Source organism: Banduia mediterranea (assembly GCF_031846245.1).
GTDB lineage: Bacteria > Pseudomonadota > Gammaproteobacteria > Nevskiales > Nevskiaceae > Banduia > Banduia mediterranea.
The window spans coordinates 156,093-176,535 of sequence record NZ_JAVRIC010000006.1; the positions used below are offsets into that span (position 1 = coordinate 156,093).

At 63.9% G+C, this 20,443-nt stretch carries 18 protein-coding genes and 2 pseudogenes; 15 read left to right on the forward strand and 5 right to left on the reverse strand.

Annotated elements, in window-relative coordinates; translation table 11 throughout:
* The first annotated feature begins 25 nt into the window (after positions 1–25).
* Complete coding sequence (gene glgC / locus RM530_RS06420; protein ID WP_311364393.1) at positions 26–1,318, forward strand: glucose-1-phosphate adenylyltransferase; 1,293 nt, start codon at positions 26–28, stop codon at positions 1,316–1,318.
* 65 nt (positions 1,319–1,383) lie between these two features.
* Here the strand turns inward: glgC and glgP are convergent, their stop codons facing one another.
* Positions 1,384–3,921 carry an alpha-glucan family phosphorylase gene (gene glgP / locus RM530_RS06425; protein WP_311364394.1) on the reverse strand — a complete coding sequence of 846 codons (2,538 nt, stop codon included), beginning with the start codon at positions 3,919–3,921 and terminating at the stop codon, positions 1,384–1,386.
* A gap of 158 nt (positions 3,922–4,079) precedes the next feature.
* Between glgP and glgB the strand changes: the two genes are divergently transcribed.
* The 3 genes and pseudogenes from glgB (at position 4,080) to RM530_RS06440 (ending at position 7,045) form a co-directional block, all read left to right on the forward strand.
* Complete coding sequence (gene glgB, locus RM530_RS06430) at positions 4,080–6,275, forward strand: 1,4-alpha-glucan branching protein GlgB (protein ID WP_311364395.1); 2,196 nt, start codon at positions 4,080–4,082, stop codon at positions 6,273–6,275.
* An 87-nt stretch (positions 6,276–6,362) separates the two neighbouring features.
* A pseudogene (locus RM530_RS18660) lies at positions 6,363–6,795 on the forward strand (transposase); the annotation flags it as partial.
* 73 nt (positions 6,796–6,868) lie between these two features.
* Positions 6,869–7,045, forward strand: coding sequence for a hypothetical protein (locus RM530_RS06440; RefSeq protein ID WP_311364397.1), 177 nt, complete (start codon positions 6,869–6,871; stop codon positions 7,043–7,045).
* A 311-nt stretch (positions 7,046–7,356) separates the two neighbouring features.
* Here RM530_RS06440 and RM530_RS06445 read toward each other — a convergent pair.
* The 4 genes and pseudogenes from RM530_RS06445 to RM530_RS06460 form a co-directional block, all read right to left on the reverse strand.
* Positions 7,357–7,731 (reverse strand): annotated as a pseudogene (locus RM530_RS06445) (Arm DNA-binding domain-containing protein); the annotation flags it as partial.
* A gap of 223 nt (positions 7,732–7,954) precedes the next feature.
* Positions 7,955–8,167 carry a cold-shock protein gene (locus RM530_RS06450; protein ID WP_311364398.1) on the reverse strand — a complete coding sequence of 71 codons (213 nt, stop codon included), beginning with the start codon at positions 8,165–8,167 and terminating at the stop codon, positions 7,955–7,957.
* Positions 8,168–8,355: 188 nt separating this feature from the next.
* A complete protein-coding gene (locus RM530_RS06455; RefSeq protein WP_311364399.1) occupies positions 8,356–9,666 on the reverse strand; it encodes a hemolysin family protein in 1,311 nt (436 codons plus the stop codon).
* Between the two features lie 21 nt (positions 9,667–9,687).
* A complete protein-coding gene (locus RM530_RS06460; RefSeq protein WP_311364400.1) occupies positions 9,688–10,482 on the reverse strand; it encodes an inositol monophosphatase family protein in 795 nt (264 codons plus the stop codon).
* A gap of 38 nt (positions 10,483–10,520) precedes the next feature.
* On the opposite strand from RM530_RS06460, the gene RM530_RS06465 reads away from it, so the two are divergent.
* The 11 genes from RM530_RS06465 to RM530_RS06515 all read left to right on the forward strand — a co-directional run bounded on the left by RM530_RS06465 (position 10,521) and on the right by RM530_RS06515 (position 20,381).
* Complete coding sequence (locus RM530_RS06465; protein ID WP_311364401.1) at positions 10,521–11,285, forward strand: RNA methyltransferase; 765 nt, start codon at positions 10,521–10,523, stop codon at positions 11,283–11,285.
* Positions 11,282–12,223 (forward strand): isopenicillin N synthase family dioxygenase, encoded by a 942-nt coding sequence (locus tag RM530_RS06470; protein WP_311364402.1) that lies wholly within the window; start codon positions 11,282–11,284, stop codon positions 12,221–12,223. The genes RM530_RS06465 and RM530_RS06470 overlap by 4 nt, the downstream gene beginning before the upstream one ends.
* Positions 12,224–12,312: 89 nt before the next feature.
* Positions 12,313–12,813: an acetolactate synthase small subunit gene (gene ilvN / locus RM530_RS06475; protein ID WP_311364403.1), complete on the forward strand. Its 501-nt coding sequence runs from the start codon at positions 12,313–12,315 to the stop codon at positions 12,811–12,813.
* A gap of 52 nt (positions 12,814–12,865) precedes the next feature.
* The gene (gene ilvC / locus RM530_RS06480) at positions 12,866–13,882 is read left to right on the forward strand and encodes a ketol-acid reductoisomerase (protein WP_311364412.1); all 1,017 of its coding nucleotides are present in this window, start codon (positions 12,866–12,868) and stop codon (positions 13,880–13,882) included.
* Between the two features lie 50 nt (positions 13,883–13,932).
* Positions 13,933–14,553, forward strand: coding sequence for a phosphatidylserine decarboxylase (locus RM530_RS06485; RefSeq protein ID WP_311364404.1), 621 nt, complete (start codon positions 13,933–13,935; stop codon positions 14,551–14,553).
* Position 14,554: 1 nt separating this feature from the next.
* A complete protein-coding gene (pssA, locus tag RM530_RS06490; protein WP_311364405.1) occupies positions 14,555–15,328 on the forward strand; it encodes a CDP-diacylglycerol--serine O-phosphatidyltransferase in 774 nt (257 codons plus the stop codon).
* 262 nt (positions 15,329–15,590) lie between these two features.
* A complete protein-coding gene (gene leuA / locus RM530_RS06495) occupies positions 15,591–17,291 on the forward strand; it encodes a 2-isopropylmalate synthase (RefSeq protein WP_349256189.1) in 1,701 nt (566 codons plus the stop codon).
* On the forward strand, positions 17,288–17,812 hold the full coding sequence (locus tag RM530_RS06500) for a GNAT family N-acetyltransferase (RefSeq protein WP_311364407.1): 525 nt from the start codon (positions 17,288–17,290) through the stop codon (positions 17,810–17,812). The genes leuA and RM530_RS06500 overlap by 4 nt, the downstream gene beginning before the upstream one ends.
* Before the next feature lie 76 nt (positions 17,813–17,888).
* Positions 17,889–18,671, forward strand: a complete 783-nt coding sequence (locus RM530_RS06505; protein WP_311364408.1) for a uracil-DNA glycosylase — start codon at positions 17,889–17,891, stop codon at positions 18,669–18,671.
* A complete protein-coding gene (gene rimI / locus RM530_RS06510; RefSeq protein ID WP_311364409.1) occupies positions 18,668–19,150 on the forward strand; it encodes a ribosomal protein S18-alanine N-acetyltransferase in 483 nt (160 codons plus the stop codon). The genes RM530_RS06505 and rimI overlap by 4 nt, the downstream gene beginning before the upstream one ends.
* Positions 19,131–20,381 (forward strand): MFS transporter, encoded by a 1,251-nt coding sequence (locus RM530_RS06515; protein WP_311364410.1) that lies wholly within the window; start codon positions 19,131–19,133, stop codon positions 20,379–20,381. The genes rimI and RM530_RS06515 overlap by 20 nt, the downstream gene beginning before the upstream one ends.
* The last annotated feature ends 62 nt before the right edge of the window (positions 20,382–20,443 follow it).

Consider the following 20,443-nt stretch of genomic DNA (forward strand, 5'->3'; position numbering starts at 1 on the left):
ACACCGTCATGGCGGAGATCACAAGATGAGCATTCAGGAGATGAGCATTCAGGCCGAAACCGATCCGCGCTTTGTCAGCCGCCTCACCAAGAACACCCTTGCCCTGATCATGGCCGGCGGACGCGGTTCGCGCCTCGGGCCGTTGACGCAGTGGCGCGCCAAGCCGGCCGTGCCGTTTGCCGGCAAGTTCCGCATCATCGACTTCGCCCTGTCGAACTGCATCAATTCCGGGATACGCCGCGTCGGTGTGCTGACGCAATACAAGTCGCATTCGCTGATCCGTCATCTGCAGCAGGGCTGGAGCTTCCTGCGCGGCGAGTTCGGCGAGTTCGTCGAACTGCTGCCGGCGCAGCAGCGTATCGACGAGAACTCCTGGTATGCCGGTACCGCTGACGCGGTCTATCAGAACATCGACATCATTCGTGACCACGAGCCCTCGCATGTGCTGATCCTGGCCGGCGATCATGTCTACAAGATGGACTACGGGCGCATGCTCGCGCGCCATGTGGAAACCGGCGCCAAGATCACCGTGGGTTGTGTCGAAGTGCCGCTGCACGAGGCCAGCCAGTTCGGTCTGATGGAAGTCGACGAAGTCGGCAAGGTCGTCCGTTTCGTCGAAAAGCCCAAGCAACCACAGCCGATGCCGGGTTCGAACGATCACGCCCTGGCATCCATGGGCATCTACGTGTTCGACGCCCTGTATCTGCTGGAGTTGCTGACCAAGGATGCCGGTACCCTGCGCTCCAGCCACGATTTCGGACACGACGTACTGCCGGACGCGATCGAGGCCGAAGGCGTCTATGCCTATCCGCTGCGCGACGTGCACGACCCCGCCCAGGAAAGTTATTGGCGCGATGTCGGCACGGTGGACGCGTTCTGGGAAGCCAATCTGGAACTGTGCGACGTGCTGCCGGAACTCAATATCTACGACGAGCAGTGGCCGATCTGGACCTACCAGCTATCGACGCCGCCGGCCAAGTTCGTGTTCGACCATCCGCAGGGGCGCGGCTACGCCGTGGATTCCATGATCGCCGGCGGCAGCATCGTGGCCGGCGCCGAGGTGCATCGCTCCGTGCTGTTCTCGAACGTGCGGGTTGAGCCGGGTTCGCATATCGAGCAGTCCCTGCTGCTGCCGAGAACCACCGTCGGCAAGAACTGCGTGCTCCGCAAGACGATCCTCGATGAAGGCTGTCGTATTCCGGATGGCATGCAGATCGGCGTGGATGCCGAATCCGATGCCAGGCTCTACTTCGTGTCCGCAGGCGGTGTGGTCGTGGTCACGGCGGAAATGCTCGGTCAGCCCCATCTCGTTCGGTGAGACCGGCGCCCACGGATTGCATTGCATTGGCCGGCGCCCCTTCCGGCCAGACCCAGAGACAGACCCTACAGCCAGATCATCAGGCCCATGCCGAAGCGATGCGCGAGCGCGCTGTGGCCGGGATAGGCGCGCAGCCGGTAGTGCTGCAGGCCGGCGAGGGGTTCCAGGTCGATCGAGTACACGTAGCGGTCGCCTTCGGCCTGTGCCGTCATCATCAGGCTGGACTTCGGCAGGAAGCGCTGGCTGCCATCCAGGCGTCCGATCACGCATTCCACGGCTACGTCGTCCGGCGACAGGCCATTGAGCTGCGCGGCAATCCGCAGTGGCAGCGTCTGTCCGGCGCTGAGCGTGCTCGGCGGCACTTCCAGCAGTTGCAGCGACACGCCGGACCAACGTTCGCGCACGCGTTGCTTCCACGCCGAAAGTTCACGCGCGATCGCGCTGTCGTCGGCGCTCAGACGCGCCGCCTGGCGAGCCGCCGGCCCGTAGAAGCCGCTGACGTAGTCCATCACCTGACGGCCCGAGTTGAAGCGCGGGATCAGGGTCTTCATCGCATTGCGCGACAGCCGCAGCCATTTCGGTGCATAGCCCACGCCCGGCGCACTATAGTAGAGCGGCTGCACCTGGTGTTCGAGGATATCCAGCATCTGGCGGGCTTCCTCGGCGTCGCGAACGTTCGGATCGGAGACCGGCTCCACCGCGAAACCGTTGCTGCCGTCGTAGCCCTCGGCCCACCAGCCGTCCAGCACCGACACATTGAGCGCGCCGTTGATGCCGGCCTTCTGGCCCGAGGTGCCGCTGGCTTCCAGTGGATATTCGGGGTTGTTGAGCCACACATCACAGCCCTGCACCAGATTGCGCGCCAGCGCGATGTCATAGCCTTCGACCATGAACAGGCGGCCGATGAATTCCGGCTTCAGCGACATCTCGTAGATCGTGCGGATCAGCGCCTGTCCCGGCTGGTCGCTGGGATGCGCCTTGCCGGCAAAGATCAGGATCGCCGGCCGTTCGGGATTGTTGAGCATGCGCGACAGCCGCGCCGGGTCGCTGAGAATCAGCGTGGCACGCTTGTAGGTGGCGAAGCGCCGGGCGAAGCCGAACACCAGCATGCTGGTGTCCATGGTCCGCAGACTGCGCGTGGCCTCGGCGATCACATGCTCGGACATGCCATTGCGCTGGTGCTGCCGCTCGACGCGTTCCAGCACATCCTCGAACAGATCGCGCTTGAGGCGTTGTCGGATCGAGATGAACAGGTGGTCCGGAATGTCGTCGATGCGGTTCCAGTACTCGGTGCTGAGAATTTCCTTGCGCCAGCCCCGGAACTGATCGTGGAACAGCTGCGACCAGGCGCGGCCGAGGAAGCTGAACAGGTGGACGCCGTTGGTGACGTAGCTGATCGGATTGTCCTCCGGCGGCACCTCCGGGTAGACGTAGCGTTCCATCGACGAGGCCACGCCGCCATGAATCCGCGACACGCCGTTGTGGAAGCGCGAGCCGCGCAGCGCCAGCGAGGTCATGTTGAAACGGTTGGCGCCGTGCGGGTCGGCGCCCAGCGCCATCAGCTGGTCCTCGCTGGCGCCGAGCTGCGGCAGCATGCGCTGGAAGAACCACTTGAGCTGCGCGTGGTTGAAGATGTCGTGGCCCGCCGGCACCGGCGTGTGGGTGGTGAACACCGTGCCGGACGCCACCAGCTCCAAGGCGGTCTCGAAGTCGAAACCCGCCTGCACCTGCTCACGCACGCGCTCCAGAATCAGGAACGCGGCGTGGCCTTCGTTGATGTGCCAGACCGTCGGTTTGAGCCCCAGCGCCTGCACCGCCCGCGCACCGCCCACGCCGAGCACGATTTCCTGCTGGATGCGCGTATCGGAATTGCCCCCGTAAAGCTGGTAGGTGATCTGACGGTCTTCCTCGCTGTTGTCCGGCACGTCCGAATCCAGCAGGTACAGATCGATCTGGCCGACCTGCGCGCGCCACACACGCAGCCAAACCTCGCGATCGGCGATCGAAACCTGGATCAGCAGCTCGCTGCCGTCGACCGTCTTGACCGGCGATACCGGCAGTTCGTCGAAATTGGTACGCACATTGAGCGCGTTCTGGCGGCCCAGGCTGTCGATGCGCTGCTGGAAATAGCCCTGCCGGTAGAGCAGGCCGATCGCCACGAACGGTACACCCAGATCGCTGGCCGCCTTGCAATGATCGCCGGCGAGAATGCCGAGACCGCCGGAGTAAATCTGCAGCGACTCATGCAGGCCGAATTCGGCGCAGAAATAGGCCACCAGATCCTTGGCCGGGTCCAGGTGCTCCAGCACCTCGTGGCGCGTGCCGGCGGCATGATAGGAGTCGTAGGCGGACAGCGCGCGGTTGTAGTCCTCCAGGAAGTCCGGATCCCGGGATGCGGCTTCGAGCGTGGACTGCGCCACGCGGCGCAGGAACAATTTTGGATTGTTGCCGCAGGCACGCCAAAGTTCATGGTCCAGGCGCCAGAATACACCGCGAATGTCGCGGTCCCAGCTGTACATGAGATCGCAGGCGATCTGCTCCAATCGCGCCAGGGCAGGCGGGATATTGGGACGCAGTTCCAGCGAAAAGGTGGTTCCTGGCATGTTCGACATCCGCTTGGACGAGTGAAGGATCGTGGCAAGCCTAGCGGAGTTCGTGCCATGTGCGGGGCGCGATTGCGGCGATGTAACGATTTCGTGAGCCGGTGGGTCAGGCGCCTGCCTGAGCGTCCGGGAATTGTGGTGTTCGAGGGAACCGTTCAATGAGACGCAGTGAGCTGACAAGCGAAGTGGCGGCGGCCTTGGCGCGGCTGGAGGCGGCGATCGAGGCGGCGCCGCAGCATGTACTGGGAGTGCACCCCACGGACAACGGTGAAGTCGAGCTGCGTGTGTTCCGGCCGGGCCTGCGTGAGCTGCGGCTCAGCGGGGGAGACAGGCTGAGTCGCATCGAACACAGTGACCTGTTCGTCTGGCGCGGCCCGGCCGACCGCCTGCCGCGGACCTACAGCCTTCACTTCCGGGATGATGGGGGCAATCAGTGGCAAACCTGTGATCCCTATCATTTCGACGCACGCCTGCCGGAATACGACCTGCACCTGTTCGGCCAGGGACGCCACTGGCATGCCTGGAAATGGCTGGGCGCGCATGCGATCTCCATCGATGGAATCGCCGGAGTGCGCTTCGCGGTGTGGGCGCCGAATGCCCGCAATGTCAGCCTGGTCGGCGAATTCAACGGCTGGGATGGGCGCTGCCACCCGATGATCCCGCAGGATGAAATCTGGGTGCTGTTCGTTCCCGGTCTGGCCGCCGGTGATCGCTACAAGTTCGAGGTGCGTGGTGCCGACGGCAGCGTCGTGCTCAAGGCCGATCCCTGGGCGCGTGCCCAGGAATTCCGCCCCGCCACCGCGAGCCGCGTCGCAGCGCCGTCCAGCTACGTGTGGCGCGACCAGGCCTGGACCGAGGCGCGCCGCAAGCGCGACTGGCGCGTGTCGCCGATGAGCGTCTACGAAGTCCAACTCGGCTCCTGGCGGCGCTGGCCCGACCAGGGCTGGTACGGCTACCGCGAGCTGGCGCATCAACTGGTCGACTACGTGGGAGAACTCGGCTTCACCCACATCGAGCTGATGCCGGTCACCGAATATCCCTTCGACGGTTCCTGGGGTTATCAGCCACTGGGGTTGTACGCGCCGACCTCCCGTTTCGGATCGCCCGAGGACTTCCGCTACTTCGTCGACCATTGCCACGACAACGGCATCGGCGTGCTGATGGACTGGGTGCCGGCGCACTTCCCCAAGGATGCACACGGACTGGCGCGTTTCGACGGCACGCCGCTGTTCGAACACCCCGATCCACGGCGCGCAGAGCATCCGGACTGGGGCACCCTGGTCTACGATTACGGCCGCACCCAGGTCCGCAACTTCCTGCTCGCCAACGCGCTGTACTGGATCGAGGAATTCCATATCGACGGTCTGCGCGTGGATGCCGTGAGTTCCATGATCCAGCTCGACTATTCCCGCAAGGCCGGGGAGTGGACGCCCAACGAACACGGCGGCAACGAGCATCTGGAAGCGATCGACTTCCTGCGCGAACTCAACACCGTGGTGCATGGCCGTTTCCCCGGCGTGGTGGTGATCGCCGAGGAAGCCACCGCCTGGCCCCTGGTATCGCGGCCGGTCGAACTCGGCGGGCTCGGCTTCTCCATGAAATGGAACATGGGCTGGATGCACGACACCCTGGACTACTTCGAACAGGAACCGGTCCACCGCAAGGCGCACCACGACAAGCTGACCTTCGGCATCACCTATGCCTGGGACGAAAACTTCGTGCTGCCGCTGTCACACGACGAAGTCGTGCACGGCAAGAGCCCGCTGCTCTACAAGATGCCGGGCGACGAATGGCAGCAGTTCGCCAATCTGCGCGCGCTGCTGGCGTACCAATGGACCTATCCCGGCAAGAAGCTGCTGTTCATGGGCGGTGAGTTCGGTGTCACTCTGGAGTGGAACGAGGAACGCGAACTGGACTGGAACCTGCTGCGCTTTCCGGGACACGCCGGCGTACAGCGCCTGCTTTCGGACCTCAACCGTCTGTACCGCGCCTCACCGCCGCTGTGGCGCGACGATTTTTCGCCATCCGGGTTCGAATGGGTCGACTGCAATGACCGCGACCGCTCGATCATCAACTTCCTGCGGCACGACCACGGTCACGGTCGCAGCCTGCTGATCGTCTGCAACTTCACGCCGGTGCCGCGGGAAGGCTACCGAATCGGCGTACCCGTCGCCGGCCGCTGGCGCGAGCGCATCAACAGCGATTCCTCAATGTACGGCGGCAGCAATCTCGGCAATGTCGGGGAGGTGGAAGCCGAAGCCATCGAATGCATGGGACGCAAGTTCTCGCTGAACCTCACCCTGCCACCGCTGTCCGTGCTGATTCTGGAGCCACCCGGCACCAGCCGAAGCTGAGCCGCCTGTCGCCGCAACGTAAAATAGGGGACAGGCCACGGTTGTTCGCTACACTCCATCACCCGTTATTAGGCCGAGTCGCTCCCTATGCCCCGCCGCGCCCGGCTCATGCTGCCCAACCTCCCGCTGCACATCATTCAGCGCGGCAACAATCGCCAGCCGTGCTTCTTCGCGGGTGAGGACTACCCATGGTATTTGCGGTGGCTGGGCGAGTATGCACGGCAGGCCGGGTGCCGGGTACATGCCTACGTGCTGATGACAAACCATGTGCATCTGTTGCTTTCGGCAGACCGAGCCGACGCTGCGGGACAGCTTGATGAAGGCACTTGGGCAGCGTTACGTGCAATACGTCAATCGCACCTACCAGCGCAGCGGCACCCTGTGGGAAGGACGGTTCCGTTCGTGTCTGACGCAGGAGGACGCCTACCTGCTCACCTGTCAGCGCTACATCGAACTGAATCCGGTGCGGGCGGACAGGGTGTCGCGCCCGGCTGATTATCGTTCGGCGCGGATGCGAGCGCCCGGTTGACGGCTTACCGCGAGCTGTTTCGTTCAACACACCGTTGCGTCAGGTGTGAATCCTGGAGATCCGCTTGAACAAAGAAAACCGTAATCGACTGATCGGAGTGGGTGCCGTGCTGCTCAGTGTTGCTTCGGCCACCTATATTTTCCTGGTGAACAGCGCCGACGAGCAGGCCGCCAAGGTGGATCTGACCGTCCCCAGTCTGGCGTCGGAACGCATCCTCTACGCACGTTTCGACCCCTTGTGAAGGCGCACACGCGGCGCAAGCGGTCGAGGTGGGCTTCACCCACTTCCACGCCGGCACGACGCGGTTGAACTCGGTTTGAAGCCGCCGAAACACGCATTCCGGGACGCAGGTGGAGCCTTCCGGTATCTCTACGAGCAACTCGGCTGCCGGAACCCCATGGTGGTGTACGCCCACGCCCGAGTGTTGCGGATACGACAGGACTGGGATGCGCTCATACCGGTCATCCATCCGGTGTACGCAGACATGGAAGCCGCGCTACCCGAAAGGGCCTCCTACGTGGCCTACACCATGGGGGCCTCAACCATATTGCCTTGGTAGCCTCTCTGAGTGCTGGGTTTGTTGCGGTGCCTGGAGTAGTCCTCCATGAACTTCACACATAGTTCCTTGACCGTCGGCGCTTTGCGCGCTTCGGCCTTGGCAGCTCCCGGATCACCACCCCGGCGAACCTCAGCCAACCAACTCTGTGCCAATGAGCGGGCTTGCTCAACGGTCAATTCTCCGTACAAGCCCAATGCAGGCTTGCGCCGCTCGCCGGCGTTCGTCCGATACTGGAGCATGAAGACTTTGCGACCGGCAGGTGTAATCTTGCACAGGAAACCGGGAACGAGGGTGTCACGCAGCTCGACGGGCTGCGCTTGGGGTTTTGCCGCATCGATTGCGGACTTGGTGAGCTTGATCTTGGCCATAGCTGACTCCTTGGAAAGACCCGTTTCCAGGAGCCCGTTAGGAGCCAAGCGAATGGAAGCCGGGTCAAGTTTCGGAAAGCACCGGCATATGATGAATTAGCCTAAGTTTTTGATAAACTTGCTGTAGCGAGCTTAGGCGTAGTCCAGCGAAGTACGGTGCTGGAGTCATGGTGAAAAAAAAGCCGCGGCAGTAGCCGCGGCTCTTTTTGTTCTGGCTTTCCGCTCAGACCGGGCGAATCTGCGTTGCCTGCATGCCCTTGGGGCCACGCGCGGCGACGAATTCGACCTGCTGGCCTTCGGCTAGGCTCTTGAAGCCATCACCCTGAATCTCTTTGAAGTGCGCGAACAGATCTTCGCCACCGTCAGACGGTGTGATGAAGCCAAAGCCCTTGGCGTCGTTGAACCACTTCACACTGCCGCTGGAAACATTACTCATGAAATACATCCTATTGCATTGAAGACGGGAACCCAGCCCGGTACTGGACAGACGAAACAAGAGCACATCCGGGATTGGAACCCGCCGCTGACAGCGGCGAGACACTGCGCTGACGACACTGCTTGAATCGTATGCCCGACTACGGTGAACGCATTGGGCGCCAAAGTCCAGCCGAACCGCCGAACGGTTCAATCGTTGCGGCTACGGGCTTGGATTCTGAGGCGCACGCGTTCGACCCGAGGGCCTTCCATTTCCAGGACTTCGATGCGCATGTCGTCGAACTCGGCGGTGTCGCCGTCGTGCGGCACACGGTCCAGATGCTGCATGACCAGGCCGCCGACGCTGTCGGCCTCGCCGGATTCGATTTCGTGGCCGATCAGTCGCTCCAGGGTGATGATCGGCAGGGTGCCCCGGCCTTCGTAACTGCCGTCCGGCGCGAGCTTCCAGTCGTCGCGTGCGCGGCGGAATTCATCCTGGACACGGCCGAACAGCACGTCGAGCACGTGATCGAAGGTGACGAAGCCGAGCGGGCCGCCGCGCCGATCCACCACCAGCGCGAAGTGCGGATGACCGCGCAGGAAGCGGCGGAACAGGCCGGCGGCCGAATCGTCGCGGCTGACCACGGGGATGTCGCGCATGACTTCGCGGACATCGGTGAGTTCCGGGCGTTCCTGTAGCGCCGCGAACAAGTCCTTGAACAGCAGCAGGCCGACCGGGTTTTCGCGTCCATCCTCGCACACCGGATACCGCGAGAAGCGGTAGCGGGCGGCGATGCGCGCAATGTCCGGCAGCGGCATGTCCACATCGAGTATCACCGCGTCGGACCAGGGCCTCATCAGATCACCGGTCGCCAGATCGGAGATTTCCAGGGCATTGGTCAGCCAGTGCGTTTCCTGGCGCGAGAGTTCTCCGTGACGATGGCTGGCCAGCAACACTTTCTTGATCTCATCGGCGGAGTGCGCTTCGTCGCCTTCGTGAAGGATCTCGACGCCCAACAGGCGCAACAACAGATTGGCGCTGCCGTTGAGCAGGCGGATGAAGGGGTAGGCCAGCCAGTGGAACAGAAATAATGGCGTCGCCGTCCACAGCGAGATCGATGAGGGGTGGCGGATCGCGATGGACTTGGGCGCGAGCTCTCCGAGCACGATATGCAGGAAGGAGATCAAGCTGAACGCCAGCGCGAACGATGTGCCATGAATCGCTTCGGGCGAAGTCACGCCGAGTGCGGCCAGTGCCGGTTCGAGCACGCGCGCAAACGCCGGTTCGCCGATCCAGCCCAGGCCCAGCGAGGCCAGGGTGATGCCGAGCTGGCATGCGGAAAGATAGGCGTCCAGATTGGAGCGGACGCTGCGCAGCACGCGCGCAAAAATGCCGCCGTCCTCGGCCAGCTCCTCGGCCTGCGTCAGGCGCAGCTTGACGATCGCGAACTCGGCGGCGACGAAGAAGCCGTTCAGCAGCACCAATAACAGCGCGCCGAGCATCAGCTGCCAGTTGTCCATCGGGGATACGGCGACTCGGTGCTAGGCGGCGTCGCTACGCAGCAGAGAAACCAGTGGGTCGTGCAGCTTGATGTTGGCGGCTACGACATTACCGGTCGCGAGCACGTCATCGCGACCGTACAGTTCGCTGACGACTCCGCCTGCCTCCCGCACCATGAGGATGCCGGCGGCGATATCCCAGGGTTTGAGGCCAAGCTCCCAGAAGCCGTCGAAGCGCCCCGTTGCCACGTAGGCCAGATCGAGAGCGGCCGAACCGGGGCGGCGGATCCCCGCAGTGCTGTCGAGCACATTGCCCAGCATCGGCATGTAGATCTCGCGTCGTTCCGGATTGCGGATCGGCATGCCGGTGCCGATCAGCGCTTCTTCCAGCGTCTTGGTACGGCTGCAGCGCAGTCGGCGATTGTTGAGCTGCGCGCCGCTGCCCTTGGACGCGGTGTACAGATCGCCGGGTTCCGGCGCGTAGATCACGCCGTGTTCGACCACGCCGCGCCGGACGATACCGATCGAGACGCAGTACTGCGGTACGCGATGCAGGAAATTGGTGGTGCCGTCGAGCGGATCGATGATCCAGGTGTATTCGGCGTCATCCGGGTGGACTTCGCTGCCGCCGCCCTCCTCTGCGAGAATTGCGTGATCCGGATAGTAGCGACGGATCGTGCGGATGATCTCCGCTTCCGCGCCGCGATCCACTTCAGATACGAAATCGCTGGCACCCTTGGTCTGTACATTGAGCGATTCGACACGCTCGGAATGTCGCAGTATGAAATTGCCGGCCGCACGGGCGGCGGTCACGGCGATATTGACCAACGGATGCATTGGAAAAGATGCGGTAAATGGCCGCGTAGGATAGCAGAATGACCATGGAAACCGACGACGGCACGCGCGCCGGGGAGATTGCCGACGCGCTGTCGCGAATCCGCATCGTGTTGGTGGGCGTGCAGCACCCCGGCAATATCGGCGCCGCGGCGCGCGCCATGCTGACGATGGGCTTGACCGACCTGCGCCTGGTGGCGCCGCGCCAGTTGCCGGACGCGCAGTCCGTGGCCATGGCGTCTAGCGCCGCCAGCGTGCTCGAACAGGCGCGCGTGCACCCGGATATTGCCGACGCGGTGGCGGACTGCACCCGCGTCTACGCCACCACGGCGCGCCGCCGCGACCTGTCGGTGCCATTCACCTCGCCGCGCCGCTTCGCCGAGGATGTGGCCGCGCAAGCGGTGCCCGGGCCGATCGCATTGCTGTTTGGTCCCGAGCGCGTCGGCCTCACCAACCAGCAGCTCGGCTATTGCCACGAGGCCATCGAAATTCCCGCCAATCCCGAATTCAGCTCGCTGAACCTGGCGGCTTCCGTGCAGGTGATGAGCTACGAACTGCGGCAGGCCGCGCTGGCGCTGAGGCCGGCACCGGCCGAGGCGCACCGGCCGGCACCGCAGGCCGGCATGGAGCTGTTCTACGAGCACCTGAACCGTGTGGCGATACGCATCGGTTTCATGGCCGCGGACAATCCACGGCGATTGCCGCTGCGCCTGCGGCGCCTGTATTCGCGCGCCGCACCGGACGACGACGAACTCAGCATTCTGCGCGGCATTCTGACCTGCGTGGAGCGCAAGCTGGACGCATGAACGCGCGTTCCGTTCCGGTTCTGGACATCGGTCGCCTCGAACATGATCGCGAGCGCTTCGTGGCCGAACTCGGCGGCGCCTATCGCGAGTACGGATTCTGCTGTCTGCAGGGGCACGGGATTCCCGATGCACTGATCGATGAAGCCTACGCGGCCTTTCGCACGTTCTTCGAGCTGCCCGAGGCGATCAAGCTGCGCTATCGCGTGGCCGGTGGTGGCGGGGCGCGTGGCTATACCCCGTACAAGACCGAAACCGCGAGGCACGCGCAGCACGCCGATCTCAAGGAGTTCTGGCACATCGGCCGCGAGTTGCCGCCGGGCTCCCCGTACGGGGAGAAGCTGCCGCCGAACCTGTGGCCGGCCGAAGTGCCGGCGGTGCGTTCCACGGGTCATGCCCTGTATCAGGCGCTGGACGGGCTCGGACGGCGTGTGCTCAAGGCCCTGGCACTGCACCTGGAGCTGACTGCGGACTGGTTCGAGCCGCGTGTGGACCACGGCAATTCGATTCTGCGGGCGCTGCACTATCCACCGGTCAGCGAAACGGACCCGCCGAACGTGCGCGCGGGCGCCCACGAGGACATCAATCTGATCACCTTGCTGGTCGGCGCCAGCGATGCCGGGCTCGAAATCCTGACGCGCGAAGGTGACTGGCTGGCGGTGGCGCCGCCAGCGGACGCGATCGTGGTGAATATCGGCGACATGCTGCAGCGTCTGAGCAACCATGTGTTTCCGTCGACGACGCATCGCGTGGTGAACCCGGTGGGCGAGGCGGCGCGACGTTCGCGCTACTCGGTGCCGTTCTTTCTGCACCCGAACCCGGAGCTGCTGATCGAGACGCTGCCGCAGTGCGTCGATGCCGCGCACCCGAACCGTTATCCCCGGCCGATCACGGCGGACGATTACCTGATGCAGCGCCTGCGCGAAATTCGCCTGCTGTAAGCCGAGCCCGGGGCAAATCGCGCAAAGCCGCCTCGTCACTGGCCTTCGGGCTTGATTTGAGGAAGCCGGGCGAGTACTTTGCGCGCCCTATGCGTCACATCCTCTCGATCCTGCTGCAGAACGAAGCGGGCGCGCTCGCGCGCGTTGCGGGCATGTTCTCGTCCCGTGGCTACAACATCGAGTCGCTGACCGTGGCCCCGACTCATGAATCGACCATCTCCAGGATCACCTTGGTGACCGAGGGGTCGGACGCCGTGATCGACCAGATCATCAAGCAGTCGCGCAAGCTCGTCGACGTGGTTGAAGTCGCCGACCTGACGCGCCGCGATCATCTGGAATGCGAGCTGCTGATGCTCAAGGTCGCGGTCGATCGTCAATCTGCCAAGACCTTCGTCGAATGCGTGCGCCGCTATCGCGGCTTCATCCTCGACGAGTCCGAAACCACCCGCACGGTCCAGATCAGTGGAACCGGCCCTGAAGTGAGCGACTTTCTCAAGGAAGTGTCACGCCTCACCCAGGTGCTGGAAGTCGTGCGCAGTGGCGTGGCCGCGATCGAGCCTGGCGCCGCAGTTCTCGCACAGAGCAGCTAGCGAGGCTCGCACTAGCTTTCCCCACCCGCCGTATCTGGAGTCACCCGTGAGTATCAAGGTCTATTACGACAAAGACGCCGACCTCTCCATCATCCAGTCCAAGACTGTTGCCATCATCGGCTATGGATCGCAGGGTCATGCCCATTCGCTGAACCTCAAGGACTCGGGCGTCAACGTCGTTGTCGGCCTGCGCAAGGGTTCGGGCTCCTGGGCCAAGGCGGAAAACGCCGGCCTCCAGGTGGCGGAAGTCGCCGAGGCCGTGAAGCAGGCCGACCTGGTGATGATCCTGGCGCCGGACGAGGGTCAGAAGAAGATCTACGACGAGCAGGTCGTGCCGAACATCAAGCAGGGCGCGGCGCTGGCCTTTGCGCACGGCTTCAACATCCATTTCGGCCTGATCGAGCCGCGCGCCGATCTCGACGTGATCATGATCGCGCCCAAGGGCCCCGGCCACACCGTGCGCAGCACCTACACCCAGGGTGGCGGTGTGCCGACGCTGATCGCGGTGCAGCAGGACGCCTCCGGCCAGGCCAAGGCGATCGCCCTGTCCTACGCATCCGCCAACGGCGGCGGCCGTGCTGGCGTCATCGAAACCAATTTCCGCGAGGAGACCGAGACCGATCTGTTCGGCGAACAGGCCGTGCTCTGCGGCGGTACCTCCGCGCTGGTGCAGGCCGGATTCGAAGTGCTGGTCGAGGCCGGCTACGAGCCGGAGATGGCCTACTTCGAGTGTCTGCACGAGCTCAAGCTGATCGTGGACCTGATGTACGAAGGCGGTCTGGCGAACATGCGCTATTCGATCTCGAACACCGCCGAGTACGGCGACTACGTGACCGGCCCGCGCATCATCACCGAAGAGACCAAGAAGGAGATGAAGCGCGTGCTGACGGACATCCAGACCGGCAAGTTCGCGCGAGATTTCGTGCTCGAGAATCAGGCCGGTCAGACCACGATGAAGGCGCGTCGTCGTATCGGCGCCGAGCACCAGATCGAGGAAGTCGGCGGCAAGCTGCGCGAAATGATGCCGTGGATCGCCAAGAACCGTCTGGTCGACAAGTCACGCAATTGATCGGTTCGATCAAGTCCTCCCCGGTCCTGTTGCACGACTGAATCGATCGTATGCAGCGATCCTTTCTGCCGATGCTCGGCATGGCCCGGGAGGGCTGGCTGCCGCTGACGTTCCTGCTGGCCGCCTCGTCCGTGGTGCTGTCGCACGGTCATCCGCTGGTGGCGACGTTCGCGGTGCTGGGCGTTGCGCTGGTTGCAGGGTTCTTTCAGGAACCCGAGCGCAACATCCCGGCGTCTGCCCTGAGCGTGGTGTCCCCGGTCAGCGGGCGCGTGATCTCGATCGGCGATCGCAGTTGCTCGGTGCTGGATCGCTCCGCGCTGTCGGTGCGCATCCGTGTCAATCCGTTTGGCGGCTATGCCTTGCGCGCGCCGGTTGAAGGCGTGCTGCGCGAACCGCCGCACGCCAGCAGTGGGCGCTGTTCGTCCTGGGTGCGCACCGATGAAGGCGAGGACATTGCCCTGTGCGTCACCTGCGGATCGATGCTGGGCCAGCGCCCTTTGGGTTTTGGCTACGGTCAGCGTGTCGGACACGGGCGCCGCAGCGGTGCACGGCGCTTCGCGCTGGAAGTGGAATTGCTGCTGCCGGCGGCGTCTCGCCTCGCAGTCAAGGCCGGCGACCGCGTAACATCGGGTGAGTCGATCATCGTCCATCTGCCCGGCCGGAGCACCTGACATGGAAGAGCAGGACAGCAGCAAGTCGCAGCGCAAGGGTATCTACCTGCTGCCGAACCTGTTCACTACGGCCACGCTGTTCGGCGGCTTCTACGCCATCATCGCGGGCCTGGGCGGGCGCTTCTCGGAAGCGGCGATCGCGATACTCGCGGCGATGATCGCCGATTCCCTGGACGGACGCATCGCGCGTCTCACCAATACCCAGAGCGATTTCGGCAAGGAATACGATTCGCTGTGCGACATGGTCGCGTTCGGCGTCGCCGCCGGCATCGTCATCTACGCCTACAGCCTGCATTACCTGTCGGAACAGCAGTGGCTCGGCGGCAAGCTCGGCTGGGTGCTGGCGTTTGCCTACACCGCCTGCGCGGCTTTGCGACTGGCCCGCTTCAACACGCTCACCGCGATCAGCGGCGGCAAGAACGATTTCTTTGGTTTGCCGAGTCCGGCTGCGGCGGCCGTGGTGAGCTTTTTCGTGTGGAGCGCCAACAGTTGGGGCTTCACCGGCGAACAGGTGCTGTTTCTGGCTTGCATCATCACGCTCGGTTCCGGTCTGCTGATGATCAGCAGCATTCGTTACGCCAGTTTCAAGAAGCTCAATCTGACGGCGCGAATGCGTTTTCTGCCGTTTGCCGCGGTGATTGGCGGCTTCGCCCTGATTCTGATCAATCCGCCGAACATCCTGTTTCTGCTGTTTCTGACCTATGCGCTGTCGGGCCCGGTGCTGACGCTGTGGCGCCGTCGACAATCGCGTGCCGTGCTTGGCAAGGACGGCTGAGGGGGCTATAGTGCTGCCGCCATGCATTTTCCCAGCGGCCATCAGAGTGTTTGCGTCGTGCCTTCCGGCACGCGGCCGCTTGTGCTTGCCAGCCTGCTCGCGCTTCGACTTCTGCCCTAGGGCAGATAATCTCGAACGGCCGCACGGGGCCCACACACCGTGCACTCATCCCGAATTCACCGCCGCCAACTCACACTGAGGCGCGGCCGTCTGGTGTGAGCCTGTCCGCCGGACCGACAGTACAGGAAGCAGAGTCATGGCAATGTTGAGCGAACCCTCCCGGAAATACCGTCCGTTCACCCCGATCGGTCTGAAAGACCGCCGCTGGCCGGATGCCGTCATCACGCGCCCGCCGGTGTGGGCCAGCGTGGATCTGCGCGACGGCAATCAGGCGCTGATCGAGCCAATGAACCGCGAGCGCAAGCTGCGCATGTTCGAACTGCTCGTGCAGATCGGTTTCAAAGAGATCGAGGTTGGCTTTCCGAGCGCCTCGCAGACCGAATTCGATTTCATTCGCAGCCTGATCGAGCAAGACCGTATTCCCGAGGACGTCACCATCCAGGTGCTGACGCAGGCGCGCGAGCACCTGATCGAGCGCAGCTTCGAATCGGTGAAGGGCGCGCGACGCGTCATCGTTCATGTCTACAACGCCGTGGCGCCGGTGATGCGCCAGGTGGTATTCGACATGAGCGAGGATCAGGTCATCGACGAGATCGCCGTGCCGCATGCACGTCTGGTCAAGCAACTGGCCGAGCGCCAGCCGGATACCGACTGGGTCTTCGAGTATTCGCCGGAGATGTTCTCGAGTGCCGAACTCGAGTTCTCCAAGCGCATCGTCGACGCGGTGACCGAAGTCTGGGCGCCGACACCGGAGCGCAAGTGCATCATCAACCTGCCGTCGACGGTGGAATGCTCGCAGCCCAATGTGTTCGCCGACATGATCGAGTGGATGGACCGCAACCTGGCACGCCGCGACTCGATCGTGCTGTCGGTGCATCCGCACAATGACCGTGGCACCGGCACCGCCGCGGCCGAGTTCGCGATCATGGCCGGAATCGATCGTGTCGAAGGCTGCCTGTTCGGCAATGGCGAACGCACCGGCAATGTCGATATCGTCAATATCGCGCTGAACATGTATTCGCAGGGTGTCGCGCCGGGCCTGGACTTCTCCGACATCGACGCGATCCGCAGCACCGTCGAATACTGCAACCAGTTGCCGGTGCATCCGCGCCATCCCTACGTTGGCGATCTGGTCTATACCTCGTTCTCCGGATCGCATCAGGATGCGATCAAGAAGGCCTTCGGCGCGCGATCCGAGGACGATGTCTGGGTGATGCCATATCTGCCACTCGATCCCAAGGATCTCGGCCGCAGCTACGAAGCCGTGATCCGCGTCAATTCGCAGTCCGGCAAGGGCGGTATCAGCTATTTGCTGGAGCACGAATACGGTCTCAATCTGCCGCGCCGCCTGCAGATCGAATTCAGCCAGGTGGTGCAGGAAGTCACTGATGCCACCGGCAAGGAAGTCAGTGCCGCGCAGATCTGGGACGTGTTCGAGACCGAGTATCTCGGCACCGAGGACACCTATGGCTATGTCGCGCACCATCTGGTCGAGGACTCCACTGCCGATCAGGTGGAGCTTTCGACCGAGATCACCGTGAACGGTCAGCGCCAGAAGCTGAGCGGGCGCGGCAATGGGCCAATCGATGCCTTCGTGCAGGGCCTGTCCCGCCTGTGCGGAGAGCCGATCACATTCGTCGACTATCACGAACATTCGATCGGCAGCGGCGCCGATGCCACGGCCGTGACCTACATCGAACTGCGCGTCGGCGATGGCAAGGCCCTGTTCGGTGTCGGCCGCGATCCGAATATCGTCACGTCCTCGCTCAAGGCGGTGCTGTCCGGCGTCAACCGCACCTTGCGTGCGCGCCCGCAGTTGGCCAGGGCGGTCGGAATGTCGTGACCGAAGCTCCGTCCGAACTGCTTACATCGCGCTTGCGGCTGTGCCCGCTGAGCGAGCGGGATATCGACGTCCTGCACGCGATCTGGACAGAGCCGGGCGTGCGACGCTTTCTTTGGGATGACCGTCGGCTGTCGCGCCACGAGACCCGCGATTTCGTGGCGCGGAGCAGCTATCTGTTGCCGACCGAAGGGGTCGGCCTGTGGCTGGCGCGGGAACGCGGCGGAGAGGCCGTGGGCTTCGGAGGCTTCTGGAGTCTGGAAGGCAGTGGCGATCTCGAGCTGATCTACGGCGTGCGCGACACCAAGCTCGGGCAAGGCTACGGGCGGGAGATCGTGCGGCCCTTGCTTCGTTACGGCTTCGAGCAGCTTGGGCTAGAGGACATTCGAGCCAGCACCGATGTGCCCAACACCGCTTCGATCCGGCTGCTCAAGGGCTTCGGCTTTCTCCAGTTCCAGCGTTTGGGGGACTCGGTGCGGTTCCGGTTGCCGCGCGGGGTTTACACCGGGCGCGCTGTTGCCTGAGCTGGTAGAAGCCGATTGCGGATAATGTTCCGCCACTGTTCTGACCCGGACGCCCCGGACCGGTAGAATCCCGCCCATGGACGAGTTGCGCCGCCGGCAATATCTCAAGGCACTGGGACTGGACCTCTGGCTGTCGCGCGACACGCCGGATCCCCTGGCTGTGGCCGAGGCGCCGCCTGCGCCCGTCGGTGTACGGCGCGCAGTGTCCGAGGTGCGCGAGGCGAGGCTAGCAACGCCAGCCCCCGAACCGGCACCGGAAGCTCCGCCCGCCACCGCGCCACCGATCGAAGTCCCGCAGGACTGGACCCGCGCGCGCGCCCTGGTCGCGGACTGCCGCCGCTGCCGCCTGTGCGAGACACGCACTCAGACCGTGTTCGGCGTGGGTGTCGAAGCGGCCTCGCTGATGGTCATTGGTGAAGGTCCGGGCGCCGAGGAGGATGCCCGCGGCGAGCCGTTTGTCGGCCGCGCCGGACGGCTGCTCGATGAGATGCTCAAGAGCATCGAGCACTCGCGAGGTACTGACAGCTATATCGCCAACGTCGTGAAGTGCCGTCCGCCGAACAACCGCGACCCGCAGCCCGACGAAGCCGAAGCCTGCCGTCCCTACCTGGAAGCCCAGCTCAAGCTGGTCAAGCCCAAGCTGATCCTCGCCGTGGGCCGCGTCGCCGCGCAGCGCCTGTTGCAGACCGATACGCCGTTGTCGCGTCTGCGTGGTCAGCTGCACCACTGGGGGCCGGACCGGACGCCCCTGTGGATCACCTATCATCCGGCCTATCTGCTGCGCAGCCCGCGCGAGAAAGCCAAGGCCTGGGCCGACCTCAAGTTCGTGAGCCGTTTCCTGGGTGAAGCAGCGTCATGAGTGCCTGCCCGGACAGTCCTGCGGAATCGGCACCGCTGCGTCTGCTGCCGATGCATCCGGAACATCTGCCGCAGGTACTGGCTATCGAGCGGCGGGTCTACGCTTTTCCCTGGAGCGAGGGCATTTTCCGAGACTGTCTGCGCGCTGGTTACAGCGCCTGGGTGGTGGTCAACAGCCTCGGCGAAGTGCAGGGCTATGGCCTGCTGACGATGGCCGTCGGCGAAGCCCATCTGTTGAATCTGTGCGTATCGCCCGAGCGGCAGCGCCAGGGCATCGCGCGTTTCGTTCTGGAACACTTGATGAGGCTGGCGCGCGCGGCGAACTGCACGGTGATGCTGCTGGAGGTGCGCCGTAGCAACAAGGCGGCGATGGCGCTGTACGAGGCCTATGGCTTTCAACGGGTGGGCCTGCGCAAGAACTATTACCCGGCCGAGCAGGGGCGCGAGGACGCTTTCGTCTATGCCCACGACTTCGACTGAGGGCACAGGCCGCGGCGCGCAATGGGCCTGGGCGTTCTACGACTGGGCGAACTCCGCATTTGCGACCACGGTGATCGCCGGCTTCTTCCCGATCTTCTTCAACCGTTACTGGGCCGAGGGCGTGGCCCCGTCGACGCAAACCCTGTATCTCGGTCTGGGCGGATCGATCTCGAGTCTGGTGGTGATGCTGCTGTCGCCGTGGTTGGGCGCGGTGGCGGATCGTCGCGGCTGGAAAAAGCGCTTTCTGATGGCGACCACCCTGCTCGGCGTGCTCAGTACGGCGGCGCTGTTCTTCGTCAGCCGGGGTCAGTGGCAATGGGCGCTGACGCTGTTCACGATCGGCTCGATCGCCTTCTTCGGCGGCATGTGCTTCTACGACGCGCTGATCGTCAACGTCGCCAAGCCGCAGGAGTTCGACCGGGTGTCCTCGCTCGGCTACGGCCTCGGCTATCTCGGTGGCGGTTTGTTGTTCGCCGTGAACGTGGCGATGGCCTTGCAGCCGCAATGGTTCGGCCTGGCCGACGCCGGAATCGCCACGCGCGTGGCGTTTCTCATGGTCGCGTTCTGGTGGCTGGCGTTTTCTTTGCCGCTGTTTCTCAAGGTGCCGGAGCGAGGCGCGCTCAGCGCCCAACTCGCACCGGGCTGGCGCGAGTTGATGAACACCTTGCGGCGATTGCGCGAAATGCGGCCGGTATGGCTGTTCCTGATCGCCTATTGGCTCTACATCGACGGTGTCGACACCATCATCCGCATGGCCGTGGATTTCGGACAGAAGCTCGGCTTCGAGTCCGACAGCCTGATCGGCGCCTTGCTGATGGTGCAGTTCATCGGTTTTCCGATGGCGATCGCCTTCGGTTGGCTGGGTCATCGCATCGGTACGCGCCGCGCGATCTTCGTGGCGATCGCGATCTATGCCGGGGTCACGCTGTGGGCCTACTTCCTGCAGACCGTGACGCAGTTCTACATGATGGCTGCGGCGATCGGTTGTGTGCAGGGCGGCATTCAGGCGCTGTCGCGCTCGTACTATGCACGTCTGATTCCGGAGGCTCACGCCGGTGAGTTCTTCGGCTTCTACAACATGCTCGGTAAGTTCGCGGCTGTGATCGGCCCGGTGCTGGTCGGCGTCACCGCTGTCGTCAGCGGCAGCCCGCGCCTGTCGATTCTGAGTCTGCTGATCCTGTTCGCGGCCGGCGCCATCCTGCTGGCGCGCGTGCCGACGCAGGACGCGTAGATGCCGGTCCGAGTGCGCGTCTGGTTGCCAGTCGCACTTTCAAGAGCGGTAACAGCGAAGCC